The sequence below is a fragment of the Lysinibacillus sp. NPDC096382 genome, assembly GCF_044762845.1.
GTDB lineage: Bacteria > Bacillota > Bacilli > Bacillales_A > Planococcaceae > Lysinibacillus.
Map to the genome: position 1 here is coordinate 1 of NZ_JBIWFC010000029.1, position 23,056 is coordinate 23,056.

Genomic DNA, 23,056 nt, shown 5'->3' on the forward strand with positions numbered 1-23,056 from the left:
CCCAGAGGCTGGTCGGCTTTTCTTCACTTCTACTATAAAAAAATAGTAGCACAAACCATGGCCTTGGTTTGTACTACTAATGTTAGTATGTTTTTAATCAGTAGGTAAAACATAACCACTGAAGAAGTAGGGAGTAATGGCAAAGGTCAAACCTTGTCATTACTCCTTTTTTGATTGAATGACTTTTAATATGCATACAAAATTTTATACATTGTTGATTTGACAGCGTTTTTCAATTCAACTTTTTATATTCTCAGCTTTTATTTTTTGTCTTTCTAATTCGACTTTCTCCAGTTCCACTTCTAGTTCCCTATGCTTAATCAAATACTCTTTTTTTATTTGATAAACTTTAATGAAGCTTAAAATCACAATAATAAAAGCAAATATCAACATTAATAATTGCATATTCGAGAAATACAAACAATACACCTCACTTTCTATATATATATTATATAAAGTATATATTAATTCGGTTATTATGTATAATTGAGGAAATAATTCAATTTATTATCCATAAATGTATTATTTTACCAAAAAACAAAAAAGGAGAATTAGGATGAAAAAATTTACCGTTTTTATTTGCAGTTTGATACTTACTTTGATTGTATCTACAGTTTCACCAAGTTTTGTACATGCCAATGAACTAGCAAGTAAAGAAAGTGCTTTAGCCGAATCAGTATTATATAACTTTAATACTAAAAAACTAGAATTTGATGAAGAGGCTGCTAATGAAGTATATAATTTCACAGATGAAGAATTAAATTATTATGAATCTTCTCTAGAATCACTAACTCCTGAAGAAGTTAATAACAAACTTTTAACATTAGGGATAGACATGGAAAATTATGATGGCAACATAATTTATAAAGAAGATGAAAATGGTGAAATTCAAGAATTTGCCGTTATAGCGTGGCTTGCAGGAATTGGTTTTGTTTCTTTTGTTGGATATTTTTTCTGGGATCGATATCTTACACATAAAGAAAAAATGAATTATATGAATAGATGTTTTGATCAGCACGGAAACCCAATAATTGACTCAAGAGATAGATCTGGTTCAAAAGTACAAACCAATGAAGCAGAAGCTGAAAGAATTGGTGGGTATAATTTTGCATGCGAAAAACCATAAAAAGAAGAAATAACATGTGAGGAAGGTATACAGGAAAGAAACTGGGACATAAGTGTTTCAGCCAACAAAAAAACCGAACTATTCAATGAAACGCTTATGAAGTGTTTCGGAATAGTTCGGTATTTCTATTTACGTGTTTTATTAATTTAGAAATTATTCGACTTTTCGAAGGAACCATTTAGTTATGTCCCAGCTTCGTTAAATTAAATTTTTGAAGTTTAAGCGTTTATTCAATGTATACATAATCGGTGCACCGACCGCTAAGACAACAAATTCACCTGCGGCAACAGTTAACCATGCCCAGAAGAATGGTAATTCTAAAGCAATGTTCAATTCAAAAGCAATGATGAACATTGTGCATGTAAATAATAATGTATTAATGACTAAACGTGCCCAAATATTTTTGACAAATTTACAAATAAGAATGAACAACCCAAGGGTAATCATTGAATGGGCTACACCAAAATACAAATCGATAATGCCATTTGGTGAAAATAGATTGGAGATAAATACACCAATAATGATTCCGAAGGTAAAGCGTGGATTAAACGCAACTAGATGATTAAACATTTCTGATATACGGAACTGCACCTCTGTAAAGCCAAATGGGGCGACTAACAATGTAATAGCAATGTAAAGAGCTGCAATTATGCCACTCGTTGTTAAAAATTTTACTTTCATATACATTTCTCCTTAGTTTTTTTGCGTGGGATGGTTACGAACCACGTGAAGCAAATGCAATCATATCAATGTTTATGCTTATTTGTAAATAGCAATGAGTAAAAAAAAACGCAGAAATTCATAGTGCTAAAGGTAATATTTAGCCCTTGTTCGTTGCTCATTAGTGTGCGCGTGACCGGGATTAGAATTTGGAATCCATAAGAAGAGGGGCTTGTACAGTTGCTTCTTTACAGATGGAATGATACTGGACTATAGATGAGAAGCAACCGTGAACATTAAAAATCGAATATCTATCCAGTCATATTAAAAAGAACTGTGCTAAGCAGTTCTTTTAACAAGTGTAGTTATCAGTAGTTTTTTAAAACACTAAATGCTTGAGCAAATTTTTGGGCGAAGATTAATGGGGGCTCTATTGATTGAAAATGAACGTATAAAATTACTGGATCTGAATATATCCAGTGATTATGGACGGCACTTATAATTAAATTATTTTCTGCAAGTACCTTAACAAATGGTGTTAATTCTTCTTGAAGTACTACAACTTCACCTAAGTTAAGTGCATTTCCATATATATCGAGTGATTCGAACGTTATCCCAGCATGAAGTGCACTACGACTTGGGCGACCTTGAATCATAACATTAAGATTTCGATTAAGCTTTACTGAACATACACCATGTTCAATAGAAGCTTTTCCGTTGGCAATCTGAGCAAATTCTGTACACATATCTTGAAAGCTTTGCATTTAGACACCTCTGCTTTTTTAAACTTCTATAATGAGGATGCCTTGGTGCGAAAGTAGTAGAGGTCTCTGATTGGGATTTATTCATCTAAAACATTTTTAATTTCTCCTATTTCAAAAATTATATCGTCTAGTTGTTTTTTGAATTCATCTGTATATTCTAGTTCTCCATCTAAATCTTTTGTATATTCCAAGGCATTTAAGGCAAAATCTAGAGCAAATGCAAATAGACTGTCACAAAGATTAGAAATGATTGTGTCAATATCCCCTACATTTGCATTTTGTTTCTCTTGTGAATAAGAAGGTTGATTTAAATCGATTTCTTCATTGTTCATGGTATTCCTCCTTTTTGAAAGCAGCATTCGTCTTATTTGCATCATATGCATTAAGTGTAAAAAAGGAGACTGAAATGTGTAGATCAATCTTGTTAGCAATAAATAAAATGTAACCATTAAGGGAGAAAGTACTCGCAGGTTGATTTTATTCAGCCATCCAAGGTGTTACTCAAACGCACGTATGCTTCCCAGATATCCCGTTACCCTAAAGTAGTTGGTTAGTAGATGTCTTGTAGAAGTAATAGCGAATAAATATAATAATTTGAAAGCCTGACATTTCTTATGGAGAATGTCAGGTTTTTAAGTTTTGTATATAAATTACTTGAAAAATCAATAGCAGAAAAATAACTTCGCGAAATTTGTCAAAAAAATTTTTGTTATATTAGAAAAAAGAAATCGATTTATAGAAATAGTGTAGTTTAGTGGTTTAAAGTGACAAATTGAGTGAAAAAATAAAATATTTTGTTAAGTTTAATAGTCAGAACATTCATAATGTTATTGACGAACCTATATAATAACGATAATATAGCGATAAGTTCACACTTTGTTTGGATAAAGTGTGATAAATATTAGAGATAATATTGGGGGGGATTATTTGTGAAAAGCAATTTAAGAAAGCTTTCGTTCCTGTTATTTGGATTAGTTTTAATGCTTGCTGCTTGTGGCAACAGTGGATCTAGTTCATCAGATTCGAAAGAGAACGACAAGAATAATGCTAGTGAGAGCAGCAATGCAGATGACAAAACATTTAAGATTGGGATTACTCAAATTGTTGAGCATCCATCTTTAAATGCTGCAACTGAAGGTTTCAAAAAAGCAATTGAAGAATCTGGCTTAAAAGTTGAATACGATCCGCAAATAGCGCAAGGAGATAATAGTCTTAACACGACCATTGCAAACAATCTAGTAAGTGCCAACGTAGATTTAATCTTTGCTAACTCTACGCCATCAGCACAAGCCGCGGCGACAGCTACTAGTGATATTCCAATTGTCTTCACTTCTGTAACGGATGCTGTTGGCGCACAGCTCATTGAATCTATGGAGAAGCCAGGGAAAAATGTAACAGGAACGATTGATTTACATCCTGATACTATTTCGAAAACAGTAGCATTCTTAAAGGAACTAGGTGCGAAAAAAGTAGGTATGGTATACAACGCTGGTGAGCAAAACTCAGTAGCACAAGTAAAAGAAGTGAAAAAAGTTATGGCTGAACAAGGCCTAACAGTAGTTGAGGCATCTGCGGCAACTTCTGCAGAAGTAAAACAAGCTACTGAATCATTAATTGGTAAAGCAGATGCATTCTATATCATTACTGATAATACAGTAGTTTCGGCTCTTGAGTCTGTAATTGATGTAGCAAACTCTAATAAATTACCATTAGTTGTTGGAGAGCTCGACTCTGTAGCACGTGGTGGCTTAGTTGCATATGGTTTTGAATATTATGACATCGGTTATGAGGCGGGGCAAATGGCTGTGAAGATTCTAAAAGGTGAAGCAACACCTGCTGATATACCAGCGCAATACCCACAAAAATTAAAACTATTAATCAATAAAAAAGTAGCGGATGATTTAGGGATCAAAATGAAAGATTCTTGGGGTGCAGAGCTGTTAGAAAAGTAATGACTGACATGATTATCTTATGGAACGAAGCGGGGGAGAACTAAAACTGCCCCCGCTTTATCTACTTTTTAGAATAAAAAATGAAGTCATTATGAGGAAGGATTAGCGCTATATATAGTTACGAGCGAATAGAGTACATTGCATTAATCCCAATTATGGTGGGGTAATCCTTTCTAGATTCATCTTATTAGAATACTAAAAATTATGGTTCATATTGAAAGTTGTAGTGGATAAGTTGATTGGAGTGGAGGCTAGGCTAGGCGACTCCTTAGGGATTAGCGATAGAGGAACGAAGGCTTATCGGACGCCCCCCAGGAAAATGCCCAGCCGGAACGGAAATCAACTTCAAGTTATGGTGATGAGCCGAATTATATTTATTAAGAAATTATTAGGAGATGATGAACTATGTTTTTAGCAATATTTGGCGCGATGGAGCAAGGGATCATCTATGCAATTATGGCACTTGGTGTGTATTTAACATTCCGTGTGTTAGATTTTCCAGACTTAACGGTTGATGGAAGCTTTGTAACAGGGGCAGCTACAGCAGCGACGATGATTATGCTTGGCTACCACCCAATCTTAGCAACTTTAGTGGCAATTGTTGCTGGATTTATTGCTGGATGTATGACAGGAATTCTTCACACAAAAGGAAAGATTAATCCTCTATTATCGGGGATATTAATGATGATTGCTTTGTATTCTATTAACCTACGAATTATGGGATCAACTGCAGAAAATACGATAGGTCGTCCGAATATTCCACTATTAAATTCAGAGACTTTATTTTCAAAGTTTCAAGTGTTTTGGAACGATTTGGGAATCGATGCTGCTTTAAATAACCTATTAAAAGGCTTCGGCGTTCAGAAACTACCTTCAACATGGAGTACGATAATCGTAGTTTTAATCATTACGATTTTAATTAAGTTCATTGCAGACTGGTTCTTAAAAACAGAGGTTGGATTGGCTATTCGAGCAACCGGTGATAATAAGCGTATGATTCGTAGCTTCTCGGCAAATACAGATACACTTATAATTTTAGGGCTAGGACTTTCTAATGCACTTGTGGCATTTTCTGGAGCTTTAATCGCTCAATATTCAAAGTTCTCAGATGTCAGTATGGGGATTGGAATGATTGTGATTGGTCTTGCATCTGTTATTATCGGTGAAGCAATTTTCGGTACAAAAACGATTATGCGCACAACTTTCGCTGTCATTGCTGGAGCGATCATTTACCGCATTATTTTAGCATTAGCATTACGAGTAGATTTCCTTGATTCAGGAGATATGAAATTAATAACGGCTATCATTGTTATTATAGCGTTAGTTTTACCACAATTTATCAATAAGGGTAAGGAACGAAAACGAAAGGTGAAGCGTGCAGCAGAGAGAACGCGCGTAAAGACGGTAGAGCAGGGAGGGAAGCGCCTTGCTTAAATTAAACGGCATTAATAAGATTTTTAATGAAGGTACGCCTGATGAAAAAATAGCACTCGCAGAAATTAATTTGCATTTGAAGCTAGGGGATTTTGTCACAATTATCGGCAGTAATGGTGCTGGTAAATCGACCATGATGAATATGATTTCTGGCGCGCTAATACCAGACTTTGGCACGGTTTCAATTGATCAGAATGAGGTTACTACTTTGCCAGAATATAAGCGTTCTCACTATATCGGTCGAGTATTCCAGGATCCGATGGCTGGTACAGCGCCAACAATGACGATTGAGGAAAATTTAGCATTAGCTTACTCACGTAATAAGAGTAGAGGCATGCGCTTCGGTGTTGATAAAAAGCGTCGTGAATTTTTCAAGGAATCGTTAGAGATGTTGGGTTTAAATCTTGAAAATCGATTGTCTGCAAAAGTTGGCTTACTTTCGGGAGGGGAGCGTCAAGCTTTGTCACTTTTAATGGCAACATTTACGAAGCCTTCGATTTTATTGCTAGACGAGCATACTGCGGCACTTGATCCATCTCGTGCAGAGTTAATCACACGTATTACGAAATATTTAGTTGAGAAAGACAACTTAACGACATTGATGGTCACGCACAATATGCAACAAGCATTAGATTTAGGAAATCGACTGATTATGATGGATAAAGGTCAAATTATTTTAGAGGTCGGCGAGGATCGCAAGCATGAATTAACCATCCCAGATTTGATGGCAGAGTTCGAACGTATCCGCGGAGAGAAAATGAACTCAGACCGTGCGCTACTAGGATAATAAATGATAAAACGCTCATACCTAGGTGTGGGCGTTTTCGATTGTTGTCGATATTTTTTGGAAGTTGGGGGATAAAGAAATAAAGTTTGTTAATAAAAAACTGAAAATTTAGTTAAGGTGAAAGAGGTGCATTATAATCTAACTAAAGGAGGTGAAAATATGTTACTCAAAAAGCGCGAAGTTTCATCAAAACAACTCACATTAGAAATGCTTGAAAGGCGATTACCGAAATCTCACCCAAAAACTACTTACTATCAAGATATGCTCAATAGAACAAGAGCAGGGTATGCAGGTGAGCAACGAGTAGATCGAGAATGGCAAAGTATTTATTTAGAGCAAACGCATTATTTATTACACGATGTTGCGCTTAAGGATGAAGGTGGATCCATACATCAAATGGATACATTGTTGATGTCGCAGAATTTTATTTTAATAGTGGAAATCAAAAATATCGTTGGGCGTGTAGAATATATGGAAGATAACCATCAATTTATTCGAATTACGTCTGATGACAAAGTAGATGGTTTTCGCAATCCCTTTGACCAAGTGAAGCGGCACGCCAGAATGTTGCGTAGATTATTTCAAATGAGTGGGCATCATATACCGATTGAATATATAGTCGTTTCTGCAAATCCAAATATGATTATGACGTCCAGTTTGTCCGCACACCCGATAATTCATGTGAGTGGCTTGGCTGAGAAGGTAGAGCAGTTGTTTAAGCAACATCAACAAGCCTATCTAAGTAAAGAAGTTTTAAGAGAATTCTCTGAGCAAATTCTAACGATGCATAAACCGACACAGTGGACGCTAGATATGAATGTGGATGAACTAAAGAAAGGTGTATTATGCTCTAAGTGCGATTATCGATTTGTCATGCACTATCGTCAAGGTAAGTGGCGGTGTGAGAATTGTGGTGGGAGAGATGATCAAGCATTTAATAATGCACTGAAAGATTACCGTCATATGTATGGTGAATTTATATCCAACAGTTTATTTCAAGATTTTTTCGGTATCTCTTGCGCTAAAACGGTATATAAAATATTGAAGTCTTTGCAGCTTCAAGAAGTAGGTGCAAAAAAGGATCGAAAGTATATTATTAAATAGTATATAGTCTATCAACGCGGTCAGATAGACTGTATTTTCTAAAATGTTCCGATAAATTAATAAATCATTCCGATAATATCTGAAATTGTTCTGATAAATCTCAAAATTGTTCCGATAAAACACAAAATCATTCCGATAAGCCCCTTATCCACACAAAAAAGCCACACTCACGCAAGTAGTGTGACCCTTTATGTTAGACTAGTAAGCCAAATAGTTGAATGTCGTTGTTTACTTCTTTGTATTTGAAGCCGAATTCATCCATGCGAACAAGTAAACCTTCGTAGTCTTCACGATCGCCAAGCTCGATACCGACTAGGGCAGGACCACTTTCTTTGTTGTTTTTCTTTGTATATTCGAAAGTTGTAATGTCATCATTTGGACCTAGCACACTTGTTAGGAATTGGCGAAGTGCGCCTGCGCGTTGTGGGAAACTAACGATGAAGTAGTAGAGTAAGCCTTCGTGAATTAAAGACTTTTCTTTAATCTCCTGCATACGATCGATGTCATTATTACCACCACTAATGATGATAACGACTGATTTCCCTTTAATTTCCTCTTTGTAGGAGTCGAGTGCTGCTACGGATAATGCTCCAGCAGGCTCTGCGATAATAGCGTGTTTATTGTAAAGATTTAAAATTGTTGTACATACTTTTCCTTCAGGTACTAGTACGATATCGTCTAAGTAGCGACGACAAACGTCATATGTGTGGTTACCGACGCACTTTACCGCAGCACCGTCTACAAATTTGTCAATCCAATCAAGTGCCACTGCACCGCCTTCTGCAAAAGCAGCCTTCATACTGCCTGCCCCGGTAGGCTCAACACCGATAATTTTGCTATTAGGGGAAAGGTTTTTCACATAGGCAGAAACACCTGACATTAAGCCACCGCCACCAATACTACCAAACACGTAATCAATCGGTTCTTCCATGTCATTCATAATTTCAACAGCGACCGTTCCTTGTCCAGCAATGACATCGAAATCATCAAATGGGTGAATAAAGATTTTATCGTGTTCATCACAGTAAGCAAATGCGCTTTCTGCAGCATCATCAAAGGTATCACCTGCTAAAATAATTTCTGCATAATCACGACCAAACATACGCACTTGGTCAATTTTTTGCTTAGGTGTTGTTTGAGGCATAAAAATACTTGCCTGAATTTTCAATTGAGCACAGGCGTAGGCCACACCTTGGGCATGATTACCCGCACTCGCGCAAACGACGCCAACTTTACGAGCCTCTTCTTCGATTTTTTTAATCTTATAATAAGCACCACGAAGTTTAAATGAGCGTACATGCTGTAAATCTTCGCGTTTAAAATAAATATTAGCTCCATATTTCTCGGATAGATAGTCATTTTTTTGTAGCGGCGTGTGCACCACTACGTCTTTTAAGAAATGATGTGCAATCAAGATATTTTCTACCTGCACAGTTCTAGTGTCAGCAGCTTCCATAATATTCATCCTCCGTATACGTATAAAACATTTATCTATGATAGCACATATTATAAGCTTTTTGTCATTAATTTTTAGTAAATTCTAAATTTTCGGTGCCTGTTTTGTCTAGGAAACTACAAAATGCAGAATAATTAAATTTCTACGAGAATTTTTTTGTAAAAATAAAGGATGCACACATTTCCTCATAACAAAAATGGTCAAGCATATAATAGAATACCTTAGGACAAGTAGGAGGGTATATAATTGGAAATCATTCAAGGAATTCTATCTACATACATGCAATTTTTCAATTGGGAAATGTGGAAAGAGATTTTAACTGACCCTGTCTCTTGGGGGTTAATATCAACATTAATTATAATAGAAGGTTTACTTTCAGCAGATAACGCACTTGTATTAGCAGTGCTAGTGAAGCATTTGCCAAACAAGCAACGCAAACGGGCATTAATGTACGGTATGTTTGGGGCCTATTTTTTCCGATTTTTATTTATCGGGATAGGTGTTTATTTGGTAGAATTTTGGTTTATTAAATTGCTAGGAGCCCTGTATTTAGGTTGGCTATGTGTTGCTCATTTCTTACAGATAGGGGAAGCGGATAGTACTAAAGAGATGAAAAAAACAGGGTTGTTGGTTCGCCTTTTTGGAACTTTTTGGGCAACGGTTATTTCTGTGGAACTGATGGATATTGCTTTTTCAATTGACGCGATTTTTGCTGCTTTTGCGATATCCAATCAAATTTGGATATTACTAATCGGGGGAATGTTAGGTATTTTAATGATGAGAACTATTGCTGGCTTATTTTTAATCGTTATAGAAAAAATACCAGAATTAGAGGCAACAGCATTTATTATTATTGGGATTATTGCACTGAAAATGCTAGCCAGCGTCATCGGTATTCACGTCCCACATTATATGTTTTTTGTTGTGTTAATTGTTATTTTCTCAATAACTTTCATTATTCATTTTTTAAAAAAGATGAGGGTCGCTTAATATAAAACGGTTCTGTTCTCAATGAAGAAAGAGGACAGAACCGTTTTATTGTTATTTTACATATTGATCAGGATTCACAATATAGAACTTTTCAATATTAAGCCAGCTTTCACTCATTGGCTCGCCGTCATCAACACGTTTTTCTGTTTCTCGCATCATCCAAGCAGTTTGAGACGTATGTGCTTGTAATGCTTTAATTTTATCCATCCTCATTTCACGTATATCGTTGACAACATGTGGCTCTCCATTTTTTTCGATCGTATCATTTGCAAAGGCACAACCTAACACTTGTGGACGTGCAACTTTTGGCATCCGACGAACAGCTTCCACTACGGCACGTGCTGTAGCTTCATGGTCAGGATGCACTGCAAAACCAGGTAAGAACGTAAAGATAAGAGAAGGCATTAGCTCCTTAATTAAACCTTCAACAAGCTTTACCATTTTTTCATCGTCTTCAAATTCAATCGTTTTATCACGGAAACCAAGCATACGTAAATCTTGTATTCCCATAGCCTCTGCTGCTGCAACAAGCTCCTTACGTCGAATTTCTGGCAAAGATTCACGTGTTGCAAAAGGTGGGTTTCCTAAATTACGCCCCATTTCACCTAAAGTTAAACAGGCATATGTAACCGGTGTATTCATTTTCTTTGTATAATAGGCAATTGTTCCAGCAACTGAAAAAGCCTCATCATCTGGGTGAGGGTAAACAATTAAAATATGACGCTGTGGTTGTAAATTCAAAAAGTCGTCCCCCTTAGTAAGTAAATGGCGTTTCGCTAATTTCGAGTGCAATCGCCAATTTACCTGAGTAGTCTAGTCCAGCCATTAATAAACGGCCTAAATCATCTAATTCAAAATGTGTGATGCCTTGAGCATAAACCCAGCCATGTGCCATTTTTAACCCGACACGATGGGGTGAATCATCTACCACTTTAGCAAGTTCATAGTTGATTTTTGCATTGCGAATAAAAGCACCTGCATTGAAAAATTTTTCATCATAGTGTGCTGCATAAGAACCGTTTGTCGTCTCAAGATGAATATAAACGTCTTTATTGGCGAAAGAATTCAATAATTCCTGCAACGTCTTTACTTGTACTTCTTGCATCTCAACACTCCTCTCGATTATTTCTCCTTTAAGTATAGTAAAAATAATTCACAAAGGGAAATTGAATGCCTATGTAACACAACATCATTAATATACTTCACCTCAAATGAATCTCGAAGGCTTGTTTAACGTCTTTCAGTGGGTCCACATATATCAATGAAATAGGGGAACTCAGGATAAGAACTTATCATTCTGTGAAACGCCTGGGTGACCAACACCGTGCTGTGCTGCCGCTCTGTTTTAGTATGCATGAAACGCTGTCGTTAAATTGTGCTTCGCTTTATTGGCCGCCACTCCGTTGTGCTACGCTTTCGCAAAAAAACCTCTGAGCTAAAGTTTCCGAACGCATTCGTACCGGGGCATAAATGATTCCATTTTTTAATCTATGAAGATTTTTAAGCAATACTCTTGAAAAAATTATAGAAATATATCAATATAATGAGTGTGAAAGCAATTTTGTACAAAATGTGTCGTTTTGTATTGTATACGGTTTCACAAACGAAAAGATACTGAACATGATTTCTTCCTTAACAGAGGAAAGGCAGCGCATAATGTTGAAGGGGATTTTAAACTAGGTAATAACGAATTCTATCTTGGTACAATAGATGACGTTCCTTCAACATTGGTATGTATAGCTGTAAAAAGGGAAGAAGACTGAAAGCTCATTATCATAGTATAGTAAAAAAAGCCGTGATTCTCTTTTATGACGGAGAATCGCGGCTTTTTATAATTAGCGGTTTTTGGAGGTATGTATTTGTTAATATCGGTTGAGTTTCCGTTCAATGGAATCTAGACGGTTATTGAGATGTGATAGATGCTTATGCATTTGTCTAAATTGTACACTTTGATTTCGCGCGTCGGATGTTCTTGCTTGTTCATTTGCTTCTTCTTCCTGCAATGCTAAAATGGTGGAGAGGGTTGCTAATGAATACCCTATTGTCAAAACCATTGAAGATATTAATTCTACTTTGGTAGAGGTTATATCTCCACTTTGAATACCTGTATCTTCACCTAGGAGACCAGCTTCTTCACCAGCTAGGAAATTTCCTTCTCCATTTGGGGTTTGTTGTTGTCTACGTCTTACCATTTTTCTCCCTCCCATATACAGCTAATATATGGCATATGAAGCAGTAGTGTATCTTGTCCAGAGAATTAATAAAAAAACAACAGTTAAAAAATTCTTAATTTTCGGATAATTCAATTGCTTTTTATGGAAAAATAGAGCAATATAGTAGAAATAAACAGTTGTTTTTAGGGGGAATAGATGTGAACAAAAACTTTAAATATTGTAAAGATTCTAGAGTTATGCGTACAAGTCGAGTTTTTCCGAATGATATTAACAATCATAATACACTGTTTGGCGGTCGATTGATGAGTGACATCGATCAAGTAGCTTCAATTTCCGCTGCTAAGCATAGCCGTAGAGATTGTGTGACAGCCTCAACGGATTCTGTAGACTTCCTGCATCCAATACGCCCGACCGATTCTGTCTATTTCGAATCTTATGTAACGTGGACAGGGACATCTTCAATGGAAGTTTTCGTAAAGGTCATTTCTGAGAATTTGAAAACAGGAGAACGTAAGGTAGCAGCAACAGCATTATTAACCTTTGTTGCATTAGATGAAAATAATAAACCAGCCCCAGTTCCATCTGTTATCCCAGAAACAGTAGAGGAGACAAAACTACATGAAACGGCATCTGAACGAGCAAAGGCGCGTGCAGATCGTAAAAAGGAAAGTAAGGCATTGGCTCAATTCATTTCGATGAACGATCCATGGGATTATCGGCTCGAAATGATGGAGAACTACTATATGTAAAAAAGGCATCTGAAACTAATCAGATGCCTTTTAGTTATTATGCCGAGGCATAATTGAGTCCGGAATCGGCTTTGTGCTTGCACAAAAACTCCTTACCGTCCCATGACATCCGCAAGAGGCTTTAACTTTGTAGCGGATGATTGGACACCCACTGAAAAGTGACTTAAACCCGCACGTATCTCATCACCTATAGGGTGGGGTGTACCTGTCGCTTTGCTTTCGCTACCAAAACATCTGCTGAAAAAAGTTAGATTTCTGTTACTGTTACTTGTGGTGCGCCATAACGAGATTTTGCACCGTGCATAACTGGTCCTACATAGTCATTTAATGCCCAACCGCGAGCGATTGCAGCTGAAACGAATTCTTTTGCTTCAATTACAGCTTCTTGTACTGAAAGACCGTTTGCAAGGTTTGCTGTTACGGAAGCAGCAAATGTACAGCCAGCCCCATGGTTATAAGTAGAAGCTACTTTTTCAGATTCTAATAAGTAGAATTTTGCACCGTCGAAGAATAAGTCAGTTGCTTTTTCAGTAGCTAACGCTTTTCCACCTTTAATCACAACGGCTTTGGCACCAAGGCCGTGAATTTTACGAGCGGCTATTTTCATTTCTTCGATTGTTTTAGGTGTCCCAGTACCAGCTAATTGGCCAGCCTCAAATAGGTTAGGTGTTGTAACTGCAGCTAATGGTAAAAGATGTTGAATCATTGCATCTGTATTACCAGGGTTCAATACTTCATCTTCTCCTTTACATACCATTACAGGGTCAATGACCACGTTTGCAGTACCAGATTTTGCGATAGCATCACCTGCGATACGAATAATCTCTTCCGTTGACAGCATACCAGTTTTTATGGCGTCAATGCCTGTTGAAAGAGCAGTATCGATTTGTTTTTGTAAAAGCTCTGTTGGTAGTGGTGTTACGTTATGAGTCCAACCGTTTGGATCCATTGTTACGACAACTGTTAATGCCACCATGCCATATGTGCCGTGCTCCTGAAATGTTTTAAGATCGGCTTGCATACCTGCGCCACCTGATGTATCTGAACCAGCAATCGTTAAAGTTTTTTTTAGAGCCATGTGGAATATCTCCTTTATAAATAAAAGTTTTAAAATTACCATCTAGTATAGTCTTATTCTGATGCTGTAAAAATAGTCAGAGTTAGATATTTTTAGAAGGTCAGTTCAACTTCTTTTAGTAGAAGTCTTCTATTTCTATAGACGGTGAGATAAATTTGGGTTTTTCTCACTTTTCATCTGAAAGAAGTTAAAGCCTCCGCCGGATGTCACAGAATCGGAAAGGAGTTAATAAAGGATGTTAGCCTAAAACCATCGATCCGTGCGATAACGGCTAACTTACCTGAATCGGTGCCGCTGCCGTTACGTTAGCACTACGCTTGCGCACAAAAAACAATTGCAGGCCTAAGCGTAAAGCCGATTCTGGACGCAAATATGCCAAGGCATAATTGAACTGGGTACTTGAATTCAACATTATTTTTTTGTACCGTTGTAAGAAGAGAGAGGGGCTTATATTACAATGAAACAAGTATTCCCGAATGATTGGCAAGCAATACTTGCAGAAGAAATAGAAAAGACATATTACACAAAGTTACATCAATTTGTAGATGATGAATATTCAACACAAACAATTTATCCACCGATAAATGACATAATGAATGCATTTAATACGACGGCTTATCAAGATGTAAAGGTCGTAATTTTAGGTCAGGATCCGTATCATGGATCAAACCAAGCACATGGATTAAGTTTTTCGGTCATGCCGGGAATCAAACATCCACCAAGCCTACGAAATATGCTACAAGAATTACAAGATGATCTTGGCTATCCAATCCCTCAAAATGGAACATTAACAAAATGGGCGAAGCAGGGAGTAATGTTATTGAATACTGTATTAACTGTTCGAGCAGGTCAAGCGAATTCTCATAAAGAACAAGGATGGGAGCAATTTACCGATGCTGTAATCGATAAATTAGCATCAAGAGATAAACCAATTATTTTTGTGCTTTGGGGTAAACCAGCACAACGTAAAAGACAATTAATTCGTAAATATTCAACATCACATTTAATTTTAGAAGCACCTCATCCAAGTCCACTAAGTGCTTATCGAGGCTTTTTCGGCAGTAAACCATATTCAAAGATTAATGCACAGTTAGTAGAATGGGGAGAGCAACCAATTGATTGGAATCTAGCATAGATTGGCATAAATCGATATCTTCATTCAATAATTGTTTTTTTAGCGACAGCTACAAATGTTTTCTGTAGCGAAAGCAAAGCAACAGCTACAATTAGACCAAGGCGAAATTGATGCACATCACTCATCGTTTCGTGTTACAGTTAATAATAGAAGAAAGTGAGGAACAACGATGAAGGTAAATTGTTTCAAATGTCAATATTTTAAAGTAACGTGGGACCCACAAACTCCACGGGCATGTGTAGCATATGGCTTTAAAACGAAGCAAATACCATCTGTTGTCGTTAAACAATCCTCTGGCACAGACTGTTTAAAATTTGTGCCAAAAGCAGAAAGTGGGAGAATGCAATGATTCCTTATCAAGCCGTTATTCAACAACTTGAAAAACAATTATCTGGTGTTAAAAATGTTGGAGACGAACAGCAAATTCGTGAAGCCTTAACGGCAATCCGAGCATTATGTGATGTGGTATTAGACTCATCTGACGATATTTCTAAAGCCCAGTCAAAACATCTGCCACAAATGCTAGTGTCAGAACCGAAGCAAACAAGCTTATATACTGCAAAAATTGAAGAAGAAGACGGAGCAAATGGTGATTCGATTTTTGACTTTTAATTATCTTCTTCAGCGAAGACGCCCACCTCTGAAGGTGGCTAGATGAATGCGGATGTGGTTCCTTTTCAGTAGGTGTCCCAATGCCTACTGAATGAAGATAAAGCCTCCGGCGGATGTCATGGATTTTGAAAGGAATAAATTGTGCAACACATTCAAAATCAGGACCATTGTCTATCTGCGCGAAAGCGTAGCGACAGCGGCAATTGCGCCAAGGCGAAATTGATTAAAGGTAGGGATAATGACATGAAAAAATTTATCGTAACAGGTGCACTCCACGGCTTTTTAGCAGTGGCATTGGGTGCATTCGGTGCACATGCTTTAAAAGAGGTTCTAGACGATTATAGTCGCGGAATTTGGGAAACTGCTGTTCAGTACCAAATGTTTCATGCCACGGCTATACTGGTGATTGGCATATTGATGAGCTCGAAACTACTAGGTGAAGTAAAGCAGTTAAATTTAGCTGGAATCTTTTTTAACCTAGGTATTGTCTTCTTTTCAGGAAGCTTATATGTACTGGCAATCAGCGGCGTTAAAGTTCTAGGTGCCATCACGCCAATCGGTGGTGTTCTATTTTTAACTGGCTGGGTTCTAATTATAGTTGCTGCCCTTAAACATGCGCGATGAAAGTTGAATATAAATATTTTTCCAAAGTTACTCCTTTGCACTATGTGTGAAGGGGTTTTTGTTTTGTTGGGAACTAGTAACGGGTCAAGAGAATTTTCCTTCGTAATGAACAATATAATTACTATACAATGGTTAGTTTTAATTCCTATTGTTTTTGTAAGGATTTATAGTACACTATAATTATCAAATAAGTTCGATAAATAGGAAGTGAGGTTTTGTGATATGGAGAAGCTTTTTACTTTACTAGATCATAACTATGATGAAATGGTAGCGATTCGTCGTCATTTACATGAATACCCGGAATTATCCTTTGAGGAAGTGGAAACTCCAGCCTATGTAGCTGCTTTTCATCGAGCATTAGGACATGAGGTTCGAGAGCGTGTAGGTGAACGTGGTGTTGTTGCTACTTTACGCGGAGGGAAGCCAGGTAAAACAGTGGCATTACGCGCTGATTTTGATGCACTGGCAATTTGGGAGGAAAATGACGTCCCTTATAAATCAAAAGTGGATGGTAAAATGCATGCATGTGGACATGATGGTCATACTGCAACATTACTAGGGCTTGCTAAAGCACTTCATGCAATAAAGGATGATATTGCGGGCAATGTAGTATTTATTCATCAGCATGCAGAAGAAATGGCGCCAGGTGGAGCAAAGCCTATGATTGAAGATGGATGCCTAGACGGGGTAGATGTTATTTTCGGTACACATTTATGGGCACCAACACCGTTAGGAGATATATTGGTGAGAGACGGGGCGATTATGGCTGCTGCGGATAAAGTGGAAATTACGATTCATGGCAAAGGTGGTCACGGTGCGGAGCCTCATCATTCTATTGATGCAGTTACTCTTGCGTCACAGTTTGTAGTCAATGCACAGCAGATTATATCTCGACGTATTGATCCATTAAAGTCAGCTGTCTTAACGATTGGTCATTTGGAGGCGATTAATCCTTTCAATGTTATTGCCGAACGGGTAGTATTAGCTGGAACAGTCCGTACTTTTGAAGAGCAGGTACGTAAACAAATGGAGCAAGAACTTGAGGCTATTTTAAATGCCACTTGTTTGGCATTCAGTGCAAGCTATGACTATCGTTATACAAGAGGCTATCCACCTGTGTATAACCATGTGAAAGAAACAGAATTTATTGCACAACTTGCAGCAGATATACCAGGAGTAGAAAATATTATCACGTGTCCACCATTTATGATTGGTGAGGACTTTGCGTATTATTTAGAGAATGTACCAGGAACATTTTTCTTCACAGGTGCTAAAAAGCCAGAGTGGGAAGTAGCATATCCTCACCATCATGCACGCTTTGACTTTGATGAACGTGCAATGTTGATCGCTGCCAAAACATTAGGAAAAGCAACATTGCAGTTTTTACAAGAAAATCAGTAGTAAATAAAAATTGGCATGCTAGGAGATATCCTAACATGCCAATTCTTTTGATCTAATGGCAAATATCCACGCAGATTCCTCGTTTCATACTACTAACACATTTGCGACGCATGCAAGGATACGAGACTCAATGGGGAGTCTAACGAAATTTGCAATGCGACGAAGCTTAAGTAAAGCGGAGCGAAGGAGCAAGCCGATTCTGTTCTTATTTTATTCGCATATAGAGGAGCGGGATATTACCATAAAGAAAATATGAATTTTTGAATAGCTTTTTCTTATGGATTTTGGTTAAAATAAGCCATTTCTTCATCATATTCAGCGAAATCAAAGTAAATCATTGGGAAAAGGAAACGATGATTCGATTTGAGTTCACGTAAAATAACATGGTCTCGACCGGCTGCTTCTACAACGCCTCGCACAGTTTTTGTGTTTTTTCCTTGCTCAACCGCATGCTCGAAGGAAAAATGGAAAGTTCCAGGCTTTCCGCGATTTAATCGGAAAATATTCTCAATATACGATTGCTCCCGTCCAGTTGGTCGTGCTCCAGTCGTCTGTGGAGGCATTACCTGTGGCGGCATTTGTTGTTGCGTTGTCGGTGTCCAATAATAAGGCATCATAAGTTATCAACCTTCTTTCTTTTAGATTTGAGGACAATCTTCTTCGGTTGGCGAGAAGAAGCAATGTGCTTTGAATCTTCCCGTATTCCACTGACCATACCATTGTGCTGGACAATCTCCCTCAGGTCTGAAAAACCATAGAGAACGAGTCGCCGGATGGAATCTTTCGCCTTGAATAACTCTCTTCGCTAATCGAAGGTCTTGATCACGTGCTCGTTGATAAAAGTAGCCTTTTTGTGTCGCTTCAAAGCCTCCAGGACGCTGAAAAACCATTTGTTCAATTGTACGAACATCCGTAAAATCTAAACAATCGGCTCGTACACGATTGACGCCAACATTGCCGACCATCAGCATACCTAAATTTCCTTCACCTTCTGCCTCAGAGCGCATAAGCCTTGCTAGCATGGCTGTTTGTGCATCATTCGTCTTTATAACGGCGATTTTCACTCCTCCTCGCAGACAGTATATGCATGATGGTATTGTAGACATGTTTAATTTTAACTTTTTTCAGCAAGTGTCTTTTGACCGAAAGCGTAGCGACAGGTACAGATGTCTTGGTAGCAAAAGCGAAGCGTCAGCTACAGAAGTCTCCTACCTCTATAGGCGGTAAGCTAAGTTACTTTTCATTGGAAGTTGAAGCCTCATGCGGCGGATGTCACGTAATCGGAAAGGGTCGCATTTATGCGATAACGGCTAACTGACCTGCATCCTACGCTTTCGCGAAAAAAACATCTGCAGGCCTAAGTGCAAATCTGATTCTGGACGTAATTATGCCGAGGCATAATTGATTGAAAGAAATTCACAATTTAAAAATGCTACGCATATATTAGTAATAACGAGTAGTCTGTAAAATAGAGCTAAACTTTTAAAAAATTTTAGATATTCAACACCAAACGTATGTTATATAAGTTGATTGGAGTGAAGATGAGCTCCTTGGGAAACTGCGTCACAGATAAGACCCCGAAGCGCGAACGGGTAGGGGAACGAAGGCAAAAAGCATCCCGTCCTGTGGTAACGCCTCGTGATGAACATCCTGTTGCTGCGCTACGCTTTCACACAGAAAACACTTTTTCCTCCGACGTCCTAAGGAAACCACCTAGACAGGAACGGAAATCAACCCCACGTTATGGTGATGAGCCAAATTTTATAAAAATGGGTAAATAGAGATAGAAAATATAATGGGGAACGTGAGATAGGGAATTGCATGTGTATTGAATACATGTGAGGTGATAGGGTATGGAGATTGGTGTTTGGGTAGGCATTTTGTTAAGTGCTGTGCTGGCATTTTTAGTAGGGAGTTTTTACGGACAGCCACTCCATTGGTATCTCTTCATATTAATAATTGTAGTAGGATTTTTTATCCATACGATTATACTAATTTTAAAGGTTAAGGATGAAAGGTCTTGAGGTATGAAAATAAGAAAGTGTCATCGCGGTTTGTGGCACTTTCTTATTTTTTTTGATTGAGTAAATGAAATCTAATGTTTTGTAAGTATATTAAAAATAAACTGTGACATACTAAAGTGGAAAATTATTTTTTGCTTTTATGAAGGAGTGTTATAATGCATAGTTTTGGTACGTTTGTAGCAATTATCATAAGTGCATTCATGGCAGTTGGTATAGCAGAATACTATCATCAACCATATAATTGGTATTTAGTTTTTCTTATGATTCTAACTGGCTTTTTTATTCATACAATTATTTTAATATTGGAATCAGAGAACAGCGAAGAAAGTGAATATTAAAAAAAGCGAGTCCACTACTATGGACTCGCTTTTTTATCTTCATTCAGCTGAAGACTCCTACCTTATGAAGTCAGAGAGATGAATGCCGATGTGGATCCTTCTCCAAACATCTACTGAATGATGATAAAGCCTCCGGACGCAATGACGTCAAGGCGAAATTGATATTGAAATCATTTTAGACAGTTAAGAATTTCACAAGTTTTTCGTTATCAAGAAGGTTACCAACGAAGAATGCACCAAACTCACCGTAGCGAGCTGAAACTTCATCAAAACGCATTTCATATACTAATTTTTTGAATTGTAGTACGTCATCTGCGAATAGTGTTACGCCCCATTCATGATCATCGAAGCCAACAGAACCAGTAATGATTTGTTTAACTTTACCAGCATAGCCACGACCAATCATACCGTGAGAACGCATTAGAGATTTGCGTTCATCCATTGAAAGCATATACCAGTTGTCATTGCCTTGACGACGTTTATCCATAGGATAGAAGCATACATGCTTAGCACGTGGAAGTTCAGGATATAGACGAGCACGCACATGTGGATTTTGGTAAGGATCTTCGTCTGAATCACCTGCTAAATAGTTAGAAAGCTCTACAACAGATACATATGAATATGTAGGAATTGTAAAATCAGCAATCGCCAATTTATTGAATTCAGCTTCAAGCTCTTGTAGCTCTTCCATTGTTTCACGTAATGTCATAATCATAAAGTCAGCTTTTTGACCAACGATTGCGTAAAATGCATGAGAACCTGTTTTAGCGATATCAGCTTCGTTTAATTTTTCTAAATATGCAATGAATTCTTCTACTGCTGCTTGGCGTTCCTCAGCAGAAACTAGTTTCCATGAAGCCCAGTCAAGTGAGCGGAAATCATGTAAAGCGTACCAACCATCTAAAGTAATTGCTGCTTCATTCATTATTAAGAACACTCCTTTATAAGTGAATATCATTCAAATTTTAGTTTATCATAGTTTGTACAAATTCCCTAAGTTCATGATTACATTTCACGAATTTGACACCTTCGATAGATAATGTATTCTAAAGAGAATAGATGTAGATAGAGGAGTTCCAATCATGAAAAGTATTTTACAACAGCCGATTTGGCGTTTTTACGATCAATCCATTAGCGCAAAGCAAAGATCGCCACTTGAATCCTTTGCAACAGACGATACTTTATGTCAGTTAGTAGGGCAATTAGCTTCTCCACCAACTATACGTACATGGGTACATGATGCATCGGTTGTGCTTGGTATTCAGGATCACCGTTTACCATATGTGCAGCAGGGCATGGATTTGCTCAAAGAACGTGGCTATGATCCTATTGTACGCAATTCAGGCGGATTAGCAGTTGTGCTTGATGAAGGTGTACTGAATATTTCTATTGTTTTATCTGAACAAACGGAAGCGCTAAGCATTAATGATGGCTATGATGTCATGGTAGCTCTAGTAAAAGGATTGTTCCCTGAAGTATCGGATCAAATTGAAGCCTATGAAATTGTAGGCTCCTATTGTCCAGGTTCTTATGATTTAAGTATTGCAGGGAAGAAATTTGCGGGTATTTCTCAGAGACGCTTACGTCAAGGAGTAGCAGTGCAAATTTATTTATGTATTGAAGGAAGCGGTTCTGATCGAGCAGCACTCATTCGTGACTTTTATGAGGAAAGTCTAAAAGGTGAGGAAACAAAATTTACGTATCCTAATATCGTCCCTGATGTGATGGCGTCATTATCTGAACTTATTGATGCATCATTAACAGTGGAAGCCGTTGTTATTCGTTTACAGCAGCTTCTTCACAATATGGCAGAAGAAATTCGGGCTGAATCTTTTCATGATGAAGAATTAACGCAATATGCGTTTTATTTACAACGTGTTTTAGATCGGAATACGAAAATGCTTGAACCAAAGTAAAGCATAATCGTGAAGGTACCAAATTCAAAGAAAAAAAGCGATGCTGCTAATTAAGCGCATCGCCATTTTCTTGTGTATAAGGGCTACTTGTAACAAGATTTCCGTTTTTCTCCATTTTGAAAACAGGTGCAATTCGTTCTTCCTCTTCATCTAGTGTTACTAGTCGTCTTGCACGGTTCATAATTTGTACAAACTGCTCGTAATCTTTTCGAATAGCTCGATTTTCCTCTTCAAGCTGTGTAATTGTCTTCTCTAGTTTTTTATTTTTCTCGGATGTTACGTGTACTAGTTGTCTCCATTTTGAAGACTCATTACCTATTTCACCAGAGTGCTGTAAACGTAGTAAATAGGCTATAACAATATCAAGATTTAATGCAGATAGAGGAATTGATTTACCCTCTGCGGCACTACTATTAACTGTAAACATACTAGAAGCACGACGTCTTGCTGGAGCTCCTAACACTCGCATTCTTTCTTTTCTTTCTTTTTTTGCTTCTGATAATTGTTCCTCGTATTCTTTACGAACAACAGCATTCCAACGAAAACCACATGCAGCAGCAGTACGATTTAAAGCATCACCAGCTTCTTCAAAGGCATTTAATTGTGTACTACCTTCCGTCACATGGCGAATTACCGCCTCAGCTAATAATTCATCGTTTTCTTCTAACCAAGCATCTTGTCTTACTTTACTCATATTAAAATCCTCCCACCTTTATTTGGAACTTTTATTTA

26 protein-coding genes and 1 riboswitch are annotated in these 23,056 nt (G+C 37.5%); of the genes, 14 read left to right on the top strand and 12 right to left on the bottom strand.

The window, feature by feature from the left end:
- The first annotated feature begins 556 nt into the window (after positions 1–556).
- Positions 557–1,126, top strand: coding sequence for a hypothetical protein (locus ACIQZA_RS24185; RefSeq protein ID WP_400941811.1), 570 nt, complete (start codon positions 557–559; stop codon positions 1,124–1,126).
- Between the two features lie 198 nt (positions 1,127–1,324).
- Here the strand turns inward: ACIQZA_RS24185 and ACIQZA_RS24190 are convergent, their stop codons facing one another.
- The 3 genes from ACIQZA_RS24190 to ACIQZA_RS24200 all read right to left on the bottom strand — a co-directional run bounded on the left by ACIQZA_RS24190 (position 1,325) and on the right by ACIQZA_RS24200 (position 2,882).
- A complete protein-coding gene (locus ACIQZA_RS24190) occupies positions 1,325–1,807 on the bottom strand; it encodes a QueT transporter family protein (RefSeq protein ID WP_142509411.1) in 483 nt (160 codons plus the stop codon).
- Positions 1,808–1,813: 6 nt separating this feature from the next.
- Positions 1,814–1,858: riboswitch (PreQ1 riboswitch) on the bottom strand.
- A gap of 296 nt (positions 1,859–2,154) precedes the next feature.
- Positions 2,155–2,550, bottom strand: coding sequence for a DUF1259 domain-containing protein (locus ACIQZA_RS24195; RefSeq protein ID WP_402884462.1), 396 nt, complete (start codon positions 2,548–2,550; stop codon positions 2,155–2,157).
- 77 nt (positions 2,551–2,627) lie between these two features.
- Complete coding sequence (locus tag ACIQZA_RS24200) at positions 2,628–2,882, bottom strand: hypothetical protein (RefSeq protein WP_400941816.1); 255 nt, start codon at positions 2,880–2,882, stop codon at positions 2,628–2,630.
- Between the two features lie 597 nt (positions 2,883–3,479).
- Between ACIQZA_RS24200 and ACIQZA_RS24205 the strand changes: the two genes are divergently transcribed.
- The 4 genes from ACIQZA_RS24205 to ACIQZA_RS24220 all read left to right on the top strand — a co-directional run bounded on the left by ACIQZA_RS24205 (position 3,480) and on the right by ACIQZA_RS24220 (position 7,827).
- Positions 3,480–4,502 carry an ABC transporter substrate-binding protein gene (locus ACIQZA_RS24205; RefSeq protein ID WP_402884460.1) on the top strand — a complete coding sequence of 341 codons (1,023 nt, stop codon included), beginning with the start codon at positions 3,480–3,482 and terminating at the stop codon, positions 4,500–4,502.
- Positions 4,503–4,907: 405 nt separating this feature from the next.
- Positions 4,908–5,936 (top strand): ABC transporter permease, encoded by a 1,029-nt coding sequence (locus ACIQZA_RS24210; RefSeq protein WP_400941821.1) that lies wholly within the window; start codon positions 4,908–4,910, stop codon positions 5,934–5,936.
- Positions 5,929–6,723 (top strand): ABC transporter ATP-binding protein, encoded by a 795-nt coding sequence (locus ACIQZA_RS24215; protein WP_402884458.1) that lies wholly within the window; start codon positions 5,929–5,931, stop codon positions 6,721–6,723. Before ACIQZA_RS24210 ends, ACIQZA_RS24215 begins: the two co-directional genes overlap by 8 nt.
- A 159-nt stretch (positions 6,724–6,882) precedes the next feature.
- Complete coding sequence (locus ACIQZA_RS24220; RefSeq protein ID WP_400941826.1) at positions 6,883–7,827, top strand: nuclease-related domain-containing protein; 945 nt, start codon at positions 6,883–6,885, stop codon at positions 7,825–7,827.
- A gap of 193 nt (positions 7,828–8,020) precedes the next feature.
- Here the strand turns inward: ACIQZA_RS24220 and ilvA are convergent, their stop codons facing one another.
- Positions 8,021–9,283, bottom strand: a complete 1,263-nt coding sequence (gene ilvA / locus ACIQZA_RS24225; RefSeq protein WP_400941828.1) for a threonine ammonia-lyase IlvA — start codon at positions 9,281–9,283, stop codon at positions 8,021–8,023.
- 246 nt (positions 9,284–9,529) lie between these two features.
- Here ilvA and ACIQZA_RS24230 point away from each other — a divergent pair, with 246 nt between their 5' ends.
- The gene (locus ACIQZA_RS24230; RefSeq protein ID WP_400941831.1) at positions 9,530–10,273 is read left to right on the top strand and encodes a TerC family protein; all 744 of its coding nucleotides are present in this window, start codon (positions 9,530–9,532) and stop codon (positions 10,271–10,273) included.
- A 51-nt stretch (positions 10,274–10,324) separates the two neighbouring features.
- On the opposite strand, the gene bshB2 is transcribed toward ACIQZA_RS24230, so the two are convergent.
- The 3 genes from bshB2 to ACIQZA_RS24245 all read right to left on the bottom strand — a co-directional run bounded on the left by bshB2 (position 10,325) and on the right by ACIQZA_RS24245 (position 12,465).
- Entirely contained in the window at positions 10,325–11,014 is a 690-nt protein-coding gene (bshB2, locus tag ACIQZA_RS24235; protein WP_400941833.1) for a bacillithiol biosynthesis deacetylase BshB2, read from the bottom strand.
- Between the two features lie 13 nt (positions 11,015–11,027).
- Positions 11,028–11,378 (bottom strand): YojF family protein, encoded by a 351-nt coding sequence (locus ACIQZA_RS24240; protein ID WP_049667947.1) that lies wholly within the window; start codon positions 11,376–11,378, stop codon positions 11,028–11,030.
- 757 nt (positions 11,379–12,135) lie between these two features.
- Positions 12,136–12,465, bottom strand: coding sequence for a hypothetical protein (locus ACIQZA_RS24245; protein ID WP_400941836.1), 330 nt, complete (start codon positions 12,463–12,465; stop codon positions 12,136–12,138).
- 179 nt (positions 12,466–12,644) lie between these two features.
- On the opposite strand from ACIQZA_RS24245, the gene ACIQZA_RS24250 reads away from it, so the two are divergent.
- Positions 12,645–13,196, top strand: a complete 552-nt coding sequence (locus ACIQZA_RS24250) for an acyl-CoA thioesterase (protein WP_142509401.1) — start codon at positions 12,645–12,647, stop codon at positions 13,194–13,196.
- Between the two features lie 247 nt (positions 13,197–13,443).
- On the opposite strand, the gene thiD is transcribed toward ACIQZA_RS24250, so the two are convergent.
- On the bottom strand, positions 13,444–14,274 hold the full coding sequence (gene thiD, locus ACIQZA_RS24255; RefSeq protein ID WP_402884455.1) for a bifunctional hydroxymethylpyrimidine kinase/phosphomethylpyrimidine kinase: 831 nt from the start codon (positions 14,272–14,274) through the stop codon (positions 13,444–13,446).
- Between the two features lie 457 nt (positions 14,275–14,731).
- Between thiD and ACIQZA_RS24260 the strand changes: the two genes are divergently transcribed.
- The 5 genes from ACIQZA_RS24260 to ACIQZA_RS24280 all read left to right on the top strand — a co-directional run bounded on the left by ACIQZA_RS24260 (position 14,732) and on the right by ACIQZA_RS24280 (position 18,046).
- Positions 14,732–15,409 carry a uracil-DNA glycosylase gene (locus ACIQZA_RS24260; RefSeq protein WP_402884453.1) on the top strand — a complete coding sequence of 226 codons (678 nt, stop codon included), beginning with the start codon at positions 14,732–14,734 and terminating at the stop codon, positions 15,407–15,409.
- 169 nt (positions 15,410–15,578) lie between these two features.
- Entirely contained in the window at positions 15,579–15,758 is a 180-nt protein-coding gene (locus ACIQZA_RS24265; RefSeq protein ID WP_068985233.1) for a uracil-DNA glycosylase, read from the top strand.
- Entirely contained in the window at positions 15,755–16,021 is a 267-nt protein-coding gene (locus ACIQZA_RS24270; RefSeq protein WP_400941844.1) for a YwdI family protein, read from the top strand. The genes ACIQZA_RS24265 and ACIQZA_RS24270 overlap by 4 nt, the downstream gene beginning before the upstream one ends.
- Positions 16,022–16,264: 243 nt before the next feature.
- Complete coding sequence (locus ACIQZA_RS24275) at positions 16,265–16,645, top strand: DUF423 domain-containing protein (RefSeq protein ID WP_248717785.1); 381 nt, start codon at positions 16,265–16,267, stop codon at positions 16,643–16,645.
- A 222-nt stretch (positions 16,646–16,867) separates the two neighbouring features.
- Entirely contained in the window at positions 16,868–18,046 is a 1,179-nt protein-coding gene (locus ACIQZA_RS24280) for a M20 family metallopeptidase (RefSeq protein WP_400941846.1), read from the top strand.
- A gap of 275 nt (positions 18,047–18,321) precedes the next feature.
- Here the strand turns inward: ACIQZA_RS24280 and gerQ are convergent, their stop codons facing one another.
- Entirely contained in the window at positions 18,322–18,663 is a 342-nt protein-coding gene (gerQ, locus tag ACIQZA_RS24285; RefSeq protein WP_132360250.1) for a spore coat protein GerQ, read from the bottom strand.
- A gap of 21 nt (positions 18,664–18,684) precedes the next feature.
- Positions 18,685–19,068, bottom strand: a complete 384-nt coding sequence (locus ACIQZA_RS24290; protein WP_400941852.1) for a cell wall hydrolase — start codon at positions 19,066–19,068, stop codon at positions 18,685–18,687.
- Positions 19,069–20,225: 1,157 nt separating this feature from the next.
- On the opposite strand from ACIQZA_RS24290, the gene ACIQZA_RS24295 reads away from it, so the two are divergent.
- Positions 20,226–20,408: a hypothetical protein gene (locus tag ACIQZA_RS24295; protein WP_142509393.1), complete on the top strand. Its 183-nt coding sequence runs from the start codon at positions 20,226–20,228 to the stop codon at positions 20,406–20,408.
- A 175-nt stretch (positions 20,409–20,583) separates the two neighbouring features.
- Here the strand turns inward: ACIQZA_RS24295 and hemQ are convergent, their stop codons facing one another.
- Entirely contained in the window at positions 20,584–21,333 is a 750-nt protein-coding gene (gene hemQ, locus ACIQZA_RS24300) for a hydrogen peroxide-dependent heme synthase (RefSeq protein WP_142509392.1), read from the bottom strand.
- Positions 21,334–21,490: 157 nt separating this feature from the next.
- Here hemQ and lipL point away from each other — a divergent pair, with 157 nt between their 5' ends.
- A complete protein-coding gene (lipL, locus tag ACIQZA_RS24305) occupies positions 21,491–22,324 on the top strand; it encodes an octanoyl-[GcvH]:protein N-octanoyltransferase (RefSeq protein ID WP_400941982.1) in 834 nt (277 codons plus the stop codon).
- Positions 22,325–22,370: 46 nt separating this feature from the next.
- On the opposite strand, the gene ACIQZA_RS24310 is transcribed toward lipL, so the two are convergent.
- Positions 22,371–23,018, bottom strand: coding sequence for an RsfA family transcriptional regulator (locus tag ACIQZA_RS24310; RefSeq protein ID WP_142509390.1), 648 nt, complete (start codon positions 23,016–23,018; stop codon positions 22,371–22,373).
- Between the last annotated feature and the right edge of the window lie 38 nt (positions 23,019–23,056).